The organism is Psychrobacter piscatorii (assembly GCF_043641605.1).
Classification (GTDB): domain Bacteria; phylum Pseudomonadota; class Gammaproteobacteria; order Pseudomonadales; family Moraxellaceae; genus Psychrobacter; species Psychrobacter piscatorii_C.
In genome coordinates this window covers 156,334-171,434 of record NZ_JBHZRK010000003.1, presented here as the reverse complement: position 1 = coordinate 171,434, position 15,101 = coordinate 156,334, and the positions used below count along the sequence as shown (strand labels likewise).

At 43.4% G+C, this 15,101-nt stretch carries 14 protein-coding genes; 5 read left to right on the top strand and 9 right to left on the bottom strand.

What is annotated here, in order from left to right; genetic code table 11:
* Positions 1-118: 118 nt before the first annotated feature.
* Both leuA and ACHUET_RS04410 read left to right on the top strand, forming a co-directional pair.
* Complete coding sequence (gene leuA / locus ACHUET_RS04415; RefSeq protein WP_394210978.1) at positions 119-1,903, top strand: 2-isopropylmalate synthase; 1,785 nt, start codon at positions 119-121, stop codon at positions 1,901-1,903.
* 279 nt (positions 1,904-2,182) lie between these two features.
* The gene (locus ACHUET_RS04410) at positions 2,183-2,803 is read left to right on the top strand and encodes a hypothetical protein (protein WP_394210976.1); all 621 of its coding nucleotides are present in this window, start codon (positions 2,183-2,185) and stop codon (positions 2,801-2,803) included.
* 151 nt (positions 2,804-2,954) lie between these two features.
* On the opposite strand, the gene accC is transcribed toward ACHUET_RS04410, so the two are convergent.
* The 4 genes from accC to ACHUET_RS04390 all read right to left on the bottom strand — a co-directional run bounded on the left by accC (position 2,955) and on the right by ACHUET_RS04390 (position 7,326).
* On the bottom strand, positions 2,955-4,316 hold the full coding sequence (gene accC / locus ACHUET_RS04405; RefSeq protein ID WP_394210974.1) for an acetyl-CoA carboxylase biotin carboxylase subunit: 1,362 nt from the start codon (positions 4,314-4,316) through the stop codon (positions 2,955-2,957).
* Positions 4,317-4,441: 125 nt separating this feature from the next.
* On the bottom strand, positions 4,442-4,873 hold the full coding sequence (gene accB / locus ACHUET_RS04400; RefSeq protein ID WP_186474646.1) for an acetyl-CoA carboxylase biotin carboxyl carrier protein: 432 nt from the start codon (positions 4,871-4,873) through the stop codon (positions 4,442-4,444).
* Positions 4,874-5,115: 242 nt separating this feature from the next.
* Positions 5,116-6,483, bottom strand: a complete 1,368-nt coding sequence (locus ACHUET_RS04395; RefSeq protein WP_394210972.1) for an MATE family efflux transporter — start codon at positions 6,481-6,483, stop codon at positions 5,116-5,118.
* Positions 6,484-6,837: 354 nt separating this feature from the next.
* Positions 6,838-7,326 carry an EVE domain-containing protein gene (locus ACHUET_RS04390; protein WP_394210970.1) on the bottom strand — a complete coding sequence of 163 codons (489 nt, stop codon included), beginning with the start codon at positions 7,324-7,326 and terminating at the stop codon, positions 6,838-6,840.
* A 383-nt stretch (positions 7,327-7,709) separates the two neighbouring features.
* On the opposite strand from ACHUET_RS04390, the gene hemW reads away from it, so the two are divergent.
* Complete coding sequence (gene hemW / locus ACHUET_RS04385; protein WP_394211105.1) at positions 7,710-8,975, top strand: radical SAM family heme chaperone HemW; 1,266 nt, start codon at positions 7,710-7,712, stop codon at positions 8,973-8,975.
* Between the two features lie 108 nt (positions 8,976-9,083).
* On the opposite strand, the gene ACHUET_RS04380 is transcribed toward hemW, so the two are convergent.
* The gene (locus ACHUET_RS04380; RefSeq protein ID WP_068035587.1) at positions 9,084-9,224 is read right to left on the bottom strand and encodes an entericidin A/B family lipoprotein; all 141 of its coding nucleotides are present in this window, start codon (positions 9,222-9,224) and stop codon (positions 9,084-9,086) included.
* A gap of 262 nt (positions 9,225-9,486) precedes the next feature.
* Between ACHUET_RS04380 and ACHUET_RS04375 the strand changes: the two genes are divergently transcribed.
* Complete coding sequence (locus ACHUET_RS04375; protein ID WP_394210967.1) at positions 9,487-10,047, top strand: tRNA (cytidine(34)-2'-O)-methyltransferase; 561 nt, start codon at positions 9,487-9,489, stop codon at positions 10,045-10,047.
* A 42-nt stretch (positions 10,048-10,089) separates the two neighbouring features.
* Here the strand turns inward: ACHUET_RS04375 and ACHUET_RS04370 are convergent, their stop codons facing one another.
* From ACHUET_RS04370 to tusD, 4 genes are read right to left on the bottom strand one after another with little or no spacing between them, the layout of a single operon-like run.
* Positions 10,090-10,431: a TusE/DsrC/DsvC family sulfur relay protein gene (locus ACHUET_RS04370; RefSeq protein ID WP_394210965.1), complete on the bottom strand. Its 342-nt coding sequence runs from the start codon at positions 10,429-10,431 to the stop codon at positions 10,090-10,092.
* Entirely contained in the window at positions 10,428-10,757 is a 330-nt protein-coding gene (locus tag ACHUET_RS04365; RefSeq protein ID WP_394210963.1) for a hypothetical protein, read from the bottom strand. The genes ACHUET_RS04370 and ACHUET_RS04365 overlap by 4 nt, the downstream gene beginning before the upstream one ends.
* 53 nt (positions 10,758-10,810) lie before the next feature.
* Positions 10,811-11,134 carry a hypothetical protein gene (locus ACHUET_RS04360; protein ID WP_394211103.1) on the bottom strand — a complete coding sequence of 108 codons (324 nt, stop codon included), beginning with the start codon at positions 11,132-11,134 and terminating at the stop codon, positions 10,811-10,813.
* Positions 11,135-11,186: 52 nt separating this feature from the next.
* Complete coding sequence (tusD, locus tag ACHUET_RS04355; protein WP_394210961.1) at positions 11,187-11,651, bottom strand: sulfurtransferase complex subunit TusD; 465 nt, start codon at positions 11,649-11,651, stop codon at positions 11,187-11,189.
* A 399-nt stretch (positions 11,652-12,050) separates the two neighbouring features.
* Between tusD and glnE the strand changes: the two genes are divergently transcribed.
* Positions 12,051-14,915 (top strand): bifunctional [glutamate--ammonia ligase]-adenylyl-L-tyrosine phosphorylase/[glutamate--ammonia-ligase] adenylyltransferase, encoded by a 2,865-nt coding sequence (glnE, locus tag ACHUET_RS04350; RefSeq protein ID WP_394210959.1) that lies wholly within the window; start codon positions 12,051-12,053, stop codon positions 14,913-14,915.
* Positions 14,916-15,101 lie beyond the last annotated feature (186 nt).

Genomic DNA, 15,101 nt, shown 5'->3' with positions numbered 1-15,101 from the left:
TAAACTTTGCTATTATTATGGTGTAACTACTCGTTACCTCATATGATAAATACAAATTTAACCAACAGCTAATCGCCTAGCTAAATATACAAATAACCATATCATCTAAGGATTGATTATGTCTGACCAAGCCACGCATACTGCAGCCACTGGGACTGCAAAGATCACACCGAAAAATGCCGCTTTCGACTTCCGTAAATACCGTCCATTTGCCTTTGCGCCATCGCTGCCAGATCGTACGTGGCCAAGCAAAACAATTGAGAAGTCGCCAATATGGGCAAGTGTGGATCTGCGTGATGGTAACCAAGCACTGATTGATCCGATGACGATTGAACAAAAAATGCGTTTCTTTGAAACACTAGTAGAGGTTGGCTTTAAAGAGATTGAGATTGGTTTTCCATCAGCAGCGCAGGTTGAATTTGACTTTACCCGCAAACTTATCGAAGAAAACCACGTGCCTGATGATGTGACGCTACAAGTATTGGTACAAGCGCGTGAGCATTTGATCGCCCGTACTTTTGAATCATTAAAAGGTGCAAAACGTGCCGTCGTCCATGTCTACAACTCAACCAGCCGTGTACAACGCGAAAAAGTCTATGGCAAAAACAAAGACGAAATTAAAGAAATTGCTATCACTGGCGCCAAACTATTGAAAGAGTATGCGGCCAAATACCCTGAGACTGAGTGGGTGTTTCAGTACTCGCCAGAGAGCTTTAGTCAAACAGAGACTGAGTATGCAGTAGAGGTTTGTGATGCGGTTTGTGATGTGTGGCAACCACAACAAGGGCAAGAGGTGATTTTTAACTTGCCAGCGACTGTTGAAGCATCTATGCCTAATGTCTTTGCGGATCAAGTAGAGTACTTCTGCCGCAATCTTCCTCAGCGTGAGCATGTCATTATTAGTCTTCATACTCATAATGACCGTGGCTGTGCTGTAGCCGCGGCCGAATTGGGTGTGTTGGCAGGTGCAGATCGTATCGAGGGCACATTGCTTGGTAATGGCGAGCGTACAGGTAACATGGACATTATGGTCATGGCCATGAACTTGTTTAGCCAAGGTATCGATCCTGAGCTTGATTTTAGCAACATGAGTGAAATCGTACAGGTTGTGAGCGAGTGCAATAACTTACCGCTACACCCGCGCCATCCTTATGTGGGTGAATTGGTCTTTACCGCCTTTAGTGGCTCACATCAAGATGCCATCAAAAAATCACTCGATTACAACGAAAACAACCAAACTGAGACTGACAACGTGTGGGATGTGGCATATTTGCCAATTGATCCTGCGCACATTGGTCGTAGCTATCAAGACGTGGTGCGTATCAATAGCCAGTCGGGCAAAGGCGGCGTCGCGTATATCTTACAGCGTAATTATGGCTTTAACCTACCACGTTGGATGCAGATTGACTTTAGCCGAGTGGTACAAAAACAAGCTGAAGCGGTTGCCCGTGAATTACAAAATGATGAAATTTTACAAACCTTTGAAAATACCTACTTGCAGCAAGGCAAGTTTGAGTTACTAGATTATAGTGTCAATAACAAAGGCGGTGAGGTGTATTTCAGAGGTCAAGTGCAGATGAATAACGACACCATTGATATCGATGGTACGGGCAATGGTCCATTATCATCGTTTATAGATGGCCTTGCACAGCACACGGGTAAATCATTGCATATTATTAACTATGCAGAGCACGCCATTAACCCGCATCATAACAGTGGTAACGGTATCGATGATGATACCAATAGTGATAATAAAACCAATGCAAATGCCGCTGCTTATATTCAGCTGAATGTAGATGGCGAAGTGTACTCTGGCATCGGTACATGTAGCAGTACAGTCTCAGCCATGCTAAAAGGAGCGTTATCCGCCTTTGCTCAAGCATTGAATGTAGAAGCGGCTTAGTATTAAATAGCGATATCGTGATACTCTACTGGTTTTAATTTTATAAAAAAACAACACCGTAGCTCCTTGTACTCAACAAGCAAAGCTACGGTGTTATTTTTTTATGAGTAGAAAGCGACTAGATTATCGGGCATTATCTTACTTCAACGTCATTACTGACTAAGGTTTTAGTTATCGTTTGGATTAGGGTATTTTGCCCAATAGCATAATGTTACTTGTGTTTTTGGTGTCTACGACTTACGCTAATGTATATAAAATATTATAAATAAAAGGTTAATCATGGAACCTATATCATTTGCTTCATTTACATTAGCATCTATTCTGGCTTCATTGCCGGTGAATGGTGAGACGGTTACTGAGCCGACAATCACTACGCATATCAGTCCAGCCATTGCAGGACAGTGGGAGATAGATTTAAACAGTTCTATCACCATGACCAAAGACGCAAAAGCTCAGCAAGCGGCATCATCGAATAGTCTGCAAAAAAACAGTGCAGAGCCTAAGGTGGTAGCTGATATGGACGGCGGCATAATCACTCAAAGTGAAGCACGCATACTAAACATTAAGCCGACTACCAGTAAAAACTTAATGGCGTCAGTCAACAAGTCGAATCAGTGCCGTGAGTTATATAATTTTGGTGCGGACAATGAGATGTGGGCGGTCAGTGGTAAAGAGTGGACATACGGTCGCTATCTAGTCACACATCGTGAAGAAGGGCTGCCAGTTATCGCTATCAAAACGGTCTATGATAATAATGAAGTAGATTGCTCAGGCAATCAGATTGATCAAACTGATGAAGCGTTGATCGCATTTTTGTACCACGACGGCAATCAAATGCAGTGGTGCGCTGATCCTGACGGTACAGAGTGCTTTATGACTTTCAATAGAGTATTGCCATAATAAGTAGCTTTTATCATACTGCACAGATTATTTGACATCTATCAAGCACAAAAAAGCCGCTATCAATATAGCGGCTTTTTTATGCTTAGCTTTTGGTACTGCTATTCAAACAAGAGTTGGTGAACTTTTTACGATTTATAATCGTTTTGTTCTACGCCTCTTTCTTAGCTTTATTCGCAGTCAACATTTCTCGCTCAAGATAGTGAATGTTTTGTGCTTCTTTGGCAAAATTCTCATCTGCCAAAATCACATCACGATGTAGCGGTATATTGGTTTTGATACCTTCAATGATCAACTCATCAAGTGCGTGTATGGTCTTAGCAACGGCTTGCTGGCGAGTCTGACCATGACAGATAAGCTTACCAATGAGTGAATCATAGTAAGTTGGTATCTCATAGCCAGGGTATAGATGTGAATCGAATCGAACACCTGCGCCACTTGGCGCAAATAGTTGATTGACAGTACCAGGACAAGGAACAAAAGTTGCTGGATCTTCAGCATTGATACGACATTCAATCGCGTGACCTTGGATTTCAATCTCACTTTGACGATAAGACAAACCATAGCCAGCTGCAATTTTAAGCTGTTCAACAACGACATCGATACCAGTAATCATCTCGGTTACTGGATGTTCAACTTGCACGCGAGTATTCATTTCAATAAAGAAAAATTCATCATTCTCAAACAAAAACTCAAACGTACCAGCGCCGCGGTATTTGACAAGCTCACAGGCTTTCACACAGGCTTTCAAGATAGGTTCGCGGACATCATCTGGGATATCTGGCGCAGGCGCTTCTTCTAGTACCTTTTGATGACGACGCTGCAATGAGCAATCACGGTCATATAGGTGGATAGCATTGCCATTACCATCACCCAATACCTGTACTTCTACGTGACGCGGGTTTTGTAAATAACGTTCCATATAGACGGTGTCATCACCGAACCAGAGCTCAGCTTCTTGCTTAGCAGCTTGTACTTGACCGACCAGCTCGTCAAAGCGCTCAACGACGCGCATACCGCGTCCACCACCGCCAGAAGCCGCTTTAATCAATAGCGGAAAACCAATATTGCGGGCTTGTTCTTCAGCATTATGTAGCGTAACGGCACCCACAGAACCAGGAACAGTTGGTACGCCCGCTTTTTTCATGGCATTAATGGCAGAAACTTTATTGCCCATCAAGCGAATGTGATCTGCATTAGGGCCAACGAAAGTCAATCCTGCTTCTTCTACGCGCTCAGCGAACTCAGCATTTTCAGACAAAAAACCATAACCCGGATGAATAGCATCCGCGCCAGTGATTTCAGCGGCAGTTAAGATAGTATTAATATCAAGATAACTTTGATTGGCATTAGGCTTACCAATACAAATTGCCTCATCAACAAAGCGCAGGTGCATCAAGTTGGCATCAGCAGTAGAGTAGACGCCTACCGTTTCGATACCTAGCGCTTTGCAAGCTCGAACGATACGCAGGGCAATCTCACCTCTATTGGCAATGAGCAATTTTTTTATCATGGGTTCATCCTTGTCGAAGCATCAGTTATTGACTGAGTTTTGATATCTAGCATCCTATTATTTGACTTTGATGCGATACGTATATCAAAAACCAGCCATAATGAAATAAAGTATGGCAAATATCGTTACGCTTTATAACGTATGACAGGTTGGCCGAACTGTACGACTTCAGAATTATCTACCAAGATTTCGTCAACAATACCACTTTGAGTCGCTTCAAGAGGGTTCATGATTTTCATCGCTTCGATAATACCTAGAGTATCACCTGCTTGAACTTTTTGACCGACTTTCACAAATGGCGGATCATTAGGGCTTGGGGCTGAATAAAACACACCAACCATCGGTGAATTCTCAACGCTGCCCGCTTTTTCTGCAGGTTTCCCTTCAGCTGCGGCAGCAGGAGCAGCGCTCGCAGCTGGTGCGGCCATCATGGTGGGTGCAGGGGTATCATAATGACGAGTCAAGCTAATATGCTCATCGTCTGAACTGATTTCTAAATTAACCAGTTCACTTTCTTCCATAAGGGCGATGAGGGTGCGTATTTTTTCAATATCCATAGTTTTTATCTGACCTTGTACTAAATTCGAGAAATAGTGTAACTAAATATTGTCTAATTAGTTGCTAATGATACCTAGATTCAGAGCAATGAGCAATCAATGTACAGTTGTTAACTGAGATTTTTTACATATTTTGACGTAAGCCATGTTTTCAGTAAGAAATCATCTACGATTCATCATAGTCTATGTGACTAAGTATCGCTAGCAATGGTTATGAGATGTGACGTTTTAATCAATCAGTTTCAACCCCACAGCGCTGTTAAACGTCTTTGTTGATATCGCAGACGAAGGGTCAAGAGAATAGAAGATAAGAACAGGCCAGTGATTAATGCCATCCAAAAGCCTTGAGCGCCAACATCAGTGAAACGCACTAAATAGATACCCAGTGGTAGCGCCACTAACCAATAGCAAAAAAGCGTTACCCACATCGGTATGGTGGTGTCTTGCATACCGCGTAATATACCAGCGACATTGACCTGCCAGCCATCAAATAATTGATAGGCAAGGGCAAAGATGAGCAAATGCATAGACTCCGCTCTAACCGCTGGATTATCGGTAAATGCTGCTGCCAGCTCTGGTCTAAATAGCCATATGCCAAGCATACAAGTGAGCGCAATCAATACTGTCCAGACAAGTCCAGTGGCTTGTACTTGACGGAGTGCTAAGAGGTTTTTTTGACCATAACGATTTGAGACCATAATGGTGAGTGCCATCGCGACGGATATCGGTATCATAAATAACTGTGACGTTACTGATAAAGCCACTTGATGAGACGCTGTTGCAAGCTCTCCTAGCGGACTGATAACAAGAGCGCCCAAACTGAATAAGCTTGCCTCAAAAAAGATAGAGACACCAATAGGAATACCAAGTTTTAACAGTTTTTTGATCTGTGTGCGATTTGGGCTAGTAAAACCATAAAAAAAGCGAGTACTAGCAAACTCTTGTCGCTTAGTAAAGCTGGTATAAATAGCCAGCAACAGGACGTTGATCCATAATACCAATGCTGTCGCCACACCGCAGCCTGCGCCGCCCATCTCGGGCATGCCAAATAAACCATGGATAAAAATATAGTTCAGAGGAATATCGGCGAGTAGACCGACAATACTAATAACCGTCACCGGCTCAGGTCGACCAAGTGCTTCGCAATAACTGCGTAACACAGCATAGACAGCCAACGCAGGGAAACCAAAAGACACACCATGCAAATATTGTGTTGCTATGGGCTGAATATTCTCAGGCACACCCATGATGCCAAGGACATTGGGTGCCAAATTGACAACAATAAAACCAATAAGGCCAAGAGCGCCTGCTGTCCATAAGGACTGCTGAGTAATATGAGGAACCTGATGATGCTGGTTTTGACCAACAGCCTCACCAATGAGAGGGGTAGTGGCAATCAACACACCTGTTGCTAACAAAAACAGCGGTAGCCAAATGCCAGATCCAACTGCTACGGCCGCCAAATCAAGCGCAGATACTTGGCCTGCCATAATGGCATCGACAACCCCAAGCGCTGCTTGGCAAAACTGAGTAATCAAGATAGGTAGGGCGAGGACCCCTAAGCGTAAACTGTAGCTTTTGAAGTCTCTGAAAGATAATGGGAAAACCATGGTAAGCAACTTTTTATTCTTTGCGATAATTGTTATGAAGGTAGTAACGCTGAACAAGCAAATATCGTCGTCAATTCAATATTGACACAGTATGAGAAGAGTCGTGCCGACGATGATACTCCGATAAATAATATGAGCAAGCTTATACAGACGGAGTAAGAAAATAAAAGTGAAGGCACTAAAATAAAAATAACCCGTCAATCCAAGCAGTAGATTGACAGGTCATATACACATAAGATGGTAAAGAAGCCAGACTGTGATGTCAACGATTTAGAGATACTATGTGAATACTCGTCTTACGTTTGTTTTACCTGGGTATTGATAATCAGTAGATTCAGTAGATAGAGGGTCGAGCTAATCGGTGTGTTCTGGCAGTAGTTCGAGTGTCTCGGCCATGTCCATAATCGCGTGCCAATGTTTGGGCTCTAATGGAATGACTGTTAATTGCTCGCAGCCCTTTCTCAGCAGTAATGAGTCCTCAAGTGCAGGCAAAAATTTCAGCTCTGATAACGGTAACACTTCTGTGAAAGCCTGCTCAAAAGTGAGATCAACCATATACCAGCGTGGCTCCTCTTCGGTGGCAATAGGATCATAATGACGATGCTCGGGGTGGAATTGAGTGGGGTCAGGGTAGCCTGCTTGACTGACCGTCATAATACCAGCCACACCAGAGGGCCTTGAGCTAGAATGATAAAAGAATACTTTATCACCGACTTTCATATCGTCACGCATAAAGTTGCGAGCACGGTAGTTACGGACGCCATCCCAGCTATCTGTATCCAATCGTTGTAAATCGTGAATACCAAAAAACTTTGGGTTTGATTTCATTAACCAATAAGCCATATATCTTATCCTTTGATTCATGTTTAAATTTAATCTTTAACATTAGCAGGGTGGTTTTTTATTAACCAGCTTTCAAGCGCGCCGTAAATGTAATGGTTATATTCTGAATACAGCGCTGCGCTTTGGATGCTGTACTGTTAATAGCTCCCTTATATACTGCCTGCAAGTTACCATGGTGCATAGGGGATTTGTACGTGGCTTTATGCGTGGCTTTGTTAATAGTTTTACGTTAGTTAGGCTTTTCTTTATATCATCTAGCCGTTATCCTAGCGATACTTTTGATACTGATCATCATTGCCCATTACACAATAAGTTTATTTATGTCCAAAATGAATGCTGATAGCTCGCCAAATAACCTTGATACGTTACAACTCACAAAAAAGATGACAGAGACTAGCGTTATAGAGGTGACGAGCATCCCACTGTCGCTCTATATCCATATCCCATGGTGTGTGAAAAAATGTCCTTACTGCGATTTCAACTCGCATGAGCTTCCTATAGACAGTCAGTTGTCTATGTATGATGATTATGTCGATGCGCTCCTTTTGGATGCGAATATGCAACAGTTATTAGCGCAAGGGCGTCAAATCAGCTCAATATTTATTGGCGGTGGCACACCATCACTATTGCCAATTACTCAGTATCAGCGACTGTTTTCTGGTTTACGGTCATGTTTTGAATTTGCAGAGGACATCGAGATTACGATGGAGGCCAATCCAGGGACACTCGAGCATGCGCCATTTGCTCAGTATCTAGAGGTTGGTATCAATCGATTATCTATCGGCGTACAGAGCTTTGACGCTGATAAGCTCAAAGTGCTTGGACGTATCCATGATCCTGTACAAGCGTTATCAGCGATTCGTGCTGCTAAGGCTGCTGGATTTACGCGAGTCAATGTCGATCTCATGCATGGTCTGCCGCAGCAAACCATGAACGAAGCATTAAATGATATTCAAATGGCGCACGATGCTGGCGCAACGCATATCTCTTGGTATCAATTAACGATTGAGCCCAACACGGTGTTTTATCGCAGTCAGCCTATTTTACCCGATGAAGACAATTTGGCAGATATCGAACAAGCGGGGCAAACGCTGTTGCAGCAACTGGGGTACAGCAATTATGAGGTGTCTGCGTGGGCGGGCGAGTCAGATAAGCCTTGCCGTCACAATATCAACTATTGGCAGTTTGGCGACTATCTAGCAATAGGTGCTGGTGCACATGGTAAAGTGACGATTGATTGTCACGCAGACAGAGGTAGCGCTCCGTCAAAAGAAAGTGATAAATCAGAAAACGATTTGTTAGCAGAATCTGGCATCTATCGTTTTAGCAAATCACGTTTGCCAAAAGATTATGTAGGAAATATAGAGATAGAAAAATCCAAGAGCACTCAAAACGTACCAAAAATGGTTGGTTGGCAAGCAATAGATAGGGATGAGCTGGTTAGCGAGTTTATGTTAAATGTATTGCGCTTACATGGCGGTGTCGCTTGGGCGTTGTTTGAGCAGAGAACAGGGCTTAAGCTTGAAAGCGTTACCACACAAGTAGACAAGTTGATTAAGCAAGGGCTACTGGTAGATAGTAAAACTCAGTTGCAACCGACTGTGCTAGGTCAGCGTTATCTCAATCAAATACTGCGTGCTTTTTTATAGTATCTGATAAAGTGGATATGCAGTAATTAATTAGAAAAAAGAATCCGTGACCAAAAAAAAGGACTTACAAAATAGTAAGTCCCTCAAAAAATCTAAAACAATCAAACCTTAGATTTTGTTTTGTACTTCTTGTGCGCTACCAGATACAGCATTACCAGCGCTTGATACGTCTTGGCCCAAGCCTTTGAACGTGTTGCAACCAGTTAGAACAAACATAGCAGTTAAAGATGCGATGATTACTTTTTTCATAATAGTATCCTCAAAGATAAATGGATGGTTTATAAATAATAACAGTGAGGCTAAACGGCAGGTTTAAGCATCACTGAAGGGGTATTGGATGAGACAGTCATACATAAATGCTATCTCGCTATCCATTACAGACATCATAGTGAAAGTTAAAAACCCTGCACAGTATCAAAATGTAATTATTGGCAGTAAACTGTAACTTTTAATTACCTATCGCTCATAAATTTAAATAATAGAGCATCGACCATTTGTGGAGTAAACAAGTATGACCATTCATATCGTGTTGGTCGCCCCAAAAATGCCGAGTAATACGGGCAATATCATTCGACTGTGTGCCAACAGCGGCGCGCAGCTGCATTTAGTCAGGCCGTTAGGGTTTGAGCTTGATGACAAAAAACTGCGCCGCGCAGGCCTTGATTATCATGAATACGCACATTTGCAGGTGCATGATGATTGGACAGCCGCATGGCAGGCGTTGCAAGCAGCCGACTGCCATACTGTCACGGCTTTAACGACCAAACTGAGCAAACCGTTCTATGGTTATGATTTTGGCGTGCAAGTAAACAGGGAAAAACCTGACGATAAAACCATTCCCAATATAGCACTAGTATTTGGGTCAGAGACAGCAGGACTGGCAGATGATATCCGGGAAGATATCGGTGCCGATAATTGGTTGAGATTACCAATGCTGGCTGATTCGCGCAGTCTGAATTTGTCCAATAGCGTCGCTATATGCTTGTATGAAATATGGCGACAGCAAGGGTTCTTGGGTGATGAAGGTCGTAGTATCGGCTATGAGACCTTGACAGTCTATGACCCAAAGTAGAGGTTCATATCATCAAGTGAACAATAACTATTCAAACACACTTTATAAACAGTTTGGCGGCTTTGGCAGTCCAGCTAGACGATTGACATGGCGCGCCACCAAACCTGTATTAAATAGCTGCTGTAGCTTTTGATTGCTGATGTCGTGCTCAGGCAAGGTTTTCTGTAGCCATTTAATCAATGGGCGTGTCGCTGGTGCATGATTAAATTTGACAAAAAATGCTCGCACTTGCTGCAAGATTTGTAAGTGCTCACTCATTAGGCTGACATCTAGGGTGTCTGCCAGTTGTTGTGCGATATCAGGCGTCCAAATGGTATGGTCACACAAATGACCATCTTGATCTAGTGCAATATCGGTCGATGCTGTAGCAGTATGAGTCGTCATAAGGCAATCGTCACCACTTTATCAAACTGACTATCCTGAGATAGGATAATCCATTCTTCATCCGTTAAAATACCAGTCAATTTGCTCTCTAAATTTAGCTTGCCAGTGGTATTCGCCGTCAGCTGCGATATATCATCGGCTAATCCATAAATACCTGCAATACCATCTATTTCACTATCATTCAAATAGGCATTGAGCCAGTCGATAAAAGCGGCTGTAGTGCCAAGTAAGATAATACTGTCGCCAGTGCGCCAAGTGCGAGACATCTCCTCAGTGCTGCGCCTAAGGGTATCCATCGTGCTGTGTAATTGATATAAAGTTGCCATAATAGTATCCAGTTGCGTGCTTTATTATTTTATAAGTCTGATTATATTGCCAATTAAAAAGTTAAAATCTGCTCAAAATCTTGCGAGCGGATTATTTCTGGCACCAGCATGAGCTGTGAAGTCAGATCTACTGGCAGCATCCCAATCATCCAACCACTAAAGACATCATCAGGTAGCCAAGCCGCTGGCATGTCGTAAAGATCAAGCGACTGAATCATACCGTGCAAACGTGACTCAGGCTGCATCAATAAGCCAAAAACAGGTGCATCCAAGTACAGCTGCACTTCATGACCGAATGTCGCTAATGTCAGTGCCAATGCACAGCCTTCATAACTTGCTGCTTCGGTGGGTGTATGCAGCTGAATTAATAATCTCATCATGTATTCCTAAATATATTTGTCGCAGGCTAATGTTGTAATAGATGCGCTATCAAAACTGTATTAAGCGGCAGTCATCCTGCATCATCAGAGCGAGCTCACTGAGTCCCACCAACGTAAACCCGGTCGCCAGATTGTCCCCATCAAGCTGATGGCGGGTACTGTTATCTGCGTCACTCACACCGCGGCCAAGAGCCGTACTGACACAAACAGGCAGTGGCAACTGATATTGTTCAGCCAACATTTGCCATTCTTTGGTCAAATTCATTTGATCAGCGGACTGCCAGCGTAGCCGATTCGCCAGATGCGCCGAATCCCCATAAAAAAAGACATTGAGCAACGCCGGTTTGGTGTTAGGATTGTCGATGTCTTCTTTGTTGACGATATCGTCTGCATGACTATCGATATTATGATCAGCCGATGCGCTCTTAAGATACGCGCGCGCATAACGTAATGCTAAATGCGCTAATGGGTGACTAGGATCAGCGGTGATGAGTAGTAGCGGGGTAGTAGTCATAGGGGGCAGTATCACATATTATAAATAAGCGTTTAAAGAGTGTTATAAGGGTGAGACAATATTATTGAAAGGCTATAAATGTTTTGTGTAAAGCAGTCTAATCGATTTATAGTCGAGCTTTAATATTTCTTAATACCATTGAGTCAAAACGCTATTTTTATTGAGTATAAAGGTGCGCTGCAATAAGGCTGTCTCAAAGCATTTCGATTAAAGATGTTTATGCTACCATAAAGCGGCTCAAAGCAAATAGAGTCACTGTTACTAAACAGGGCTTTATGTTTTGTAATGATATATTGAGTATGTTCATCTGATGCTGTGACTGTCTCGTAAGAAAAAACAATAAACTTATGAGTTGGGTTCACGTAGTCTTACCATTCTATGTAAGGAGTTTTTGTCACTATGTTACCTGCTATGCCCTCACGTATGAACAGTGGTACAGATTATCAGCCGACAGCAGAGCAACTGCAAGTACTGCAAACAGCCAGTGAGTTTGCTTATCAAATTTGGGAGAGCCGAATGGTTTCCTGCCAAACATTTTTGCGTAGCTACCCACTGAACAGTACGCTGACTCGTCAGCAAATCGATGATCTGATACAAGACTATACGCTAGATGAAAACTATCAACTCGCTGATGAAACGAAAGTCATGAGTGGCTTACGTAATTTGCGTAAGCTGTTAATGATGCGCTGGATTTGGCAAGATGCCTTGCAGATGATCAGTCTTGAGCAATTGACTGATGAGCTATCAGAGTTTGCAGGCGGTTGTATCTCCTTTGCCAAGGACTATACCTATCAGCATTTGATTGCTAAATACGGTGAGCCAACCTTTATCAATGAACAAGGCAACGTGCAGATTGATGATATGGCTATCATGGCCATGGGTAAGCTTGGTGCTCAGGAACTCAATTTATCGAGTGATATTGACCTAATATTTGTACATCAAGCGCGCGGCGAAACCAATGGTGACAAGGCAAAGGGCACGCGTAGCATAGACAATAAACGTTTTATGACTCGTCTTGGTCAAGGGATTATTAAGCTGCTTGATAATAAAACGGCTGACGGCTTTGTCTTTCGGGTTGATATGCGCTTGCGTCCATGGGGTGATGGCAGTGATTTGGCTATTCATCTGTCCGCATTACAAAAATACTTTACGATGCATGGGCGTGCATGGGAGCGTTTTGCTTGGCTAAAAGCAAGGGTGGTTGGGCAGATAGATCAGCCATTTTATGATGCCATTCAGTCGCTGATCAAACCATTTGTCTTTCGTTATTATGTGGATTACAGTGCGTTTTCGGCACTCAGGGAGATGAAGTCTCTCATTCAAAATCAAGTTGCACAGCGTGAAGATCTAGACAATATTAAGCTTGGCGCGGGCGGTATCAGAGATATTGAGTTTATTGTACAAGCGTTTCAGCTCATTTATGGTGGTCGGCATCCTCAGCTACAAGTAAAGCCTTGTTTGGAGGCGATGCAAGTGTTGCGTGAGCTTGGATATCTAGAGCAGATTACCTACGATAATCTACAAGCCGCGTATCGGTTTTTGCGTCGACTTGAGCATGCGATTCAAGCCATTAACGATCAGCAAACCCAAAGACTGCCGCATGATGCTTATTGGCAGCATAATCTCGCAGTGACCCTTGGGTTTAATGATTGGCAGGGATTACTGACCCAGTTAAATGCTCATCGAGACAATGTTAATGTGCCATTTGAACGTATGGTCACTGAGCGTCAAGTGCCTGACAATGATGATACCGATCTAGAGCCTGAGCATTTAGAAGCGCAAATTGCGCGTTTAAACGAGGTGCTAACAGAAGAAAATCGCGAGTCATTGCAGAATTTTTGGCAATCAAAGATGGTTGCCAATCTCAGCGAGGAGGCCCGAGAGCGCTTAGATGATGCGTATCCTGTCATTGTCCACGCGCTATTAGCTCATCAAGAGCAGCAAAAACTTGCCAATGCTGCCTTACCGCGATTGATTGCATTGCTCGAAGCCATTTGCCGACGTTCAATTTACTTGGTCATGATTGCAGAGAACCCCAATGCAACGATTGAGCTGATTCCGATGCTATCAGCGAGCCCATGGATTGCAAAAGAGCTGGCACAGTATCCTGTATTGTTAGATACTTTTTTACAGCAGCACTATCGCCACTTACCAGATAAGCCTGAGCTGCGTGATATCCTACGCCAACAGCTACTGCGTGTCGAACCTAATGACGAAGAAGAGCTGCTAAGCGTATTGCGACTGTTCAAGAAAAACCAAGTATTGGCTGTGGCTGCCAGTGATGTGTTGGCTGAGCGCCCGATCATGAAAGTATCAGACTCATTGACCTATATTGCTGAAGTGGTACTAGAAGCCGCACTAGAGCGTGCGTTTGCAGAAATCGTCAACCGCTATGGCTATCCGATTGGTCAAGATGGTGATCCAGTGACTGAAGCGGAATGTGGCTTTGCAATTATTGGTTATGGCAAGCTTGGTGGACTAGAGCTGTCGTATTCTTCAGACTTGGATTTGGTGTTCTTACATAAGATAAAAGAGCAGGGCATGACCACTGGTGAAAAGTCAGTCAGTGGAATGAAGTTTGCCGCGCGTCTTGTACAAAAGCTGATGAATTATCTCAATACCCAAACACGAGATGGTAGGGCATATGAGATTGACATGCGTCTGCGTCCGTCGGGCAACGCTGGCATGATGGTGGTATCTTGTCATGCGTTTGAAACCTATCAAATGGACAAAGCGTGGTCATGGGAGCATCAGGCATTGGTACGTGCTCGGGCGATTTGTGGTGACAGACGAGTGACTGCACGCTTTTGTGACATTCGCCGAGATGTGCTGGCGCTGCCGCGGACGTTAGAGCAAGTACGTAGTGAAGTCACCAGTATGCGTATCAAAATGCAAAAGCACTTAGGCACCAGCCAGTGGCAACAGCAATCGGGCAAGTTTCAACTCAAACAAGATGCAGGCGGTATTGTCGACATTGAGTTCTTGGCGCAGTTTGCGGTATTGGCCTACTCACATGAGCATCCAAGCTTGACCAAATGGAGCGATAATGTCCGTATTTTTGAAGAAGTTGCCTTACTTGGCATATGGCAAGAGCAAGTCTGTCAAGAATTGACCGATGCCTATCTAAGAATACGTGCTGCCACTCATCAACTGGCACTATCAGAGCAGTCATTATTGGTCGATGAATCGCTCTGGCAGGAGACGCGCGCACTGGTACAAGCGCAGTGGCAGCATCTAATGGGCGTAGAATCTAACGAAGAATAATCGTGAGATTTGTTTTTATTAAGGCCTTGCTGATAACCAAAGAGACGCTTAAACTGTAAGGCTTTATGATAATTAAAAAGCGTAATTAAAACTATAGGGTCTCAAACCAAAAGATTTCATTTGCCAATACGGCCAGTGATATAATCGATCACACATCATCTTAATACTGTTAGCTGTTCGTCATAA

Excerpts from the sequence above, each read along its gene's own strand:
- ACHUET_RS04375 (WP_394210967.1), top strand. The coding sequence starts at position 9,487 with ATGACCATTCATATCGTGTTGGTCGCCCCAAAAATGCCGAGTAATACG.
- ACHUET_RS04380 (WP_068035587.1), bottom strand. The coding sequence starts at position 9,224 with ATGAAAAAAGTAATCATCGCATCTTTAACTGCTATGTTTGTTCTAACT.
- ACHUET_RS04365 (WP_394210963.1), bottom strand. The coding sequence starts at position 10,757 with ATGGCAACTTTATATCAATTACACAGCACGATGGATACCCTTAGGCGC.
- accB (WP_186474646.1), bottom strand. The coding sequence starts at position 4,873 with ATGGATATTGAAAAAATACGCACCCTCATCGCCCTTATGGAAGAAAGT.
- glnE (WP_394210959.1), top strand. The coding sequence starts at position 12,051 with ATGTTACCTGCTATGCCCTCACGTATGAACAGTGGTACAGATTATCAG.
- leuA (WP_394210978.1), top strand. The coding sequence starts at position 119 with ATGTCTGACCAAGCCACGCATACTGCAGCCACTGGGACTGCAAAGATC.
- ACHUET_RS04360 (WP_394211103.1), bottom strand. The coding sequence starts at position 11,134 with ATGAGATTATTAATTCAGCTGCATACACCCACCGAAGCAGCAAGTTAT.
- hemW (WP_394211105.1), top strand. The coding sequence starts at position 7,710 with ATGACAGAGACTAGCGTTATAGAGGTGACGAGCATCCCACTGTCGCTC.
- ACHUET_RS04370 (WP_394210965.1), bottom strand. The coding sequence starts at position 10,431 with ATGACGACTCATACTGCTACAGCATCGACCGATATTGCACTAGATCAA.
- tusD (WP_394210961.1), bottom strand. The coding sequence starts at position 11,651 with ATGACTACTACCCCGCTACTACTCATCACCGCTGATCCTAGTCACCCA.
- ACHUET_RS04390 (WP_394210970.1), bottom strand. The coding sequence starts at position 7,326 with ATGGCTTATTGGTTAATGAAATCAAACCCAAAGTTTTTTGGTATTCAC.
- accC (WP_394210974.1), bottom strand. The coding sequence starts at position 4,316 with ATGATAAAAAAATTGCTCATTGCCAATAGAGGTGAGATTGCCCTGCGT.
- ACHUET_RS04395 (WP_394210972.1), bottom strand. The coding sequence starts at position 6,483 with ATGGTTTTCCCATTATCTTTCAGAGACTTCAAAAGCTACAGTTTACGC.
- ACHUET_RS04410 (WP_394210976.1), top strand. The coding sequence starts at position 2,183 with ATGGAACCTATATCATTTGCTTCATTTACATTAGCATCTATTCTGGCT.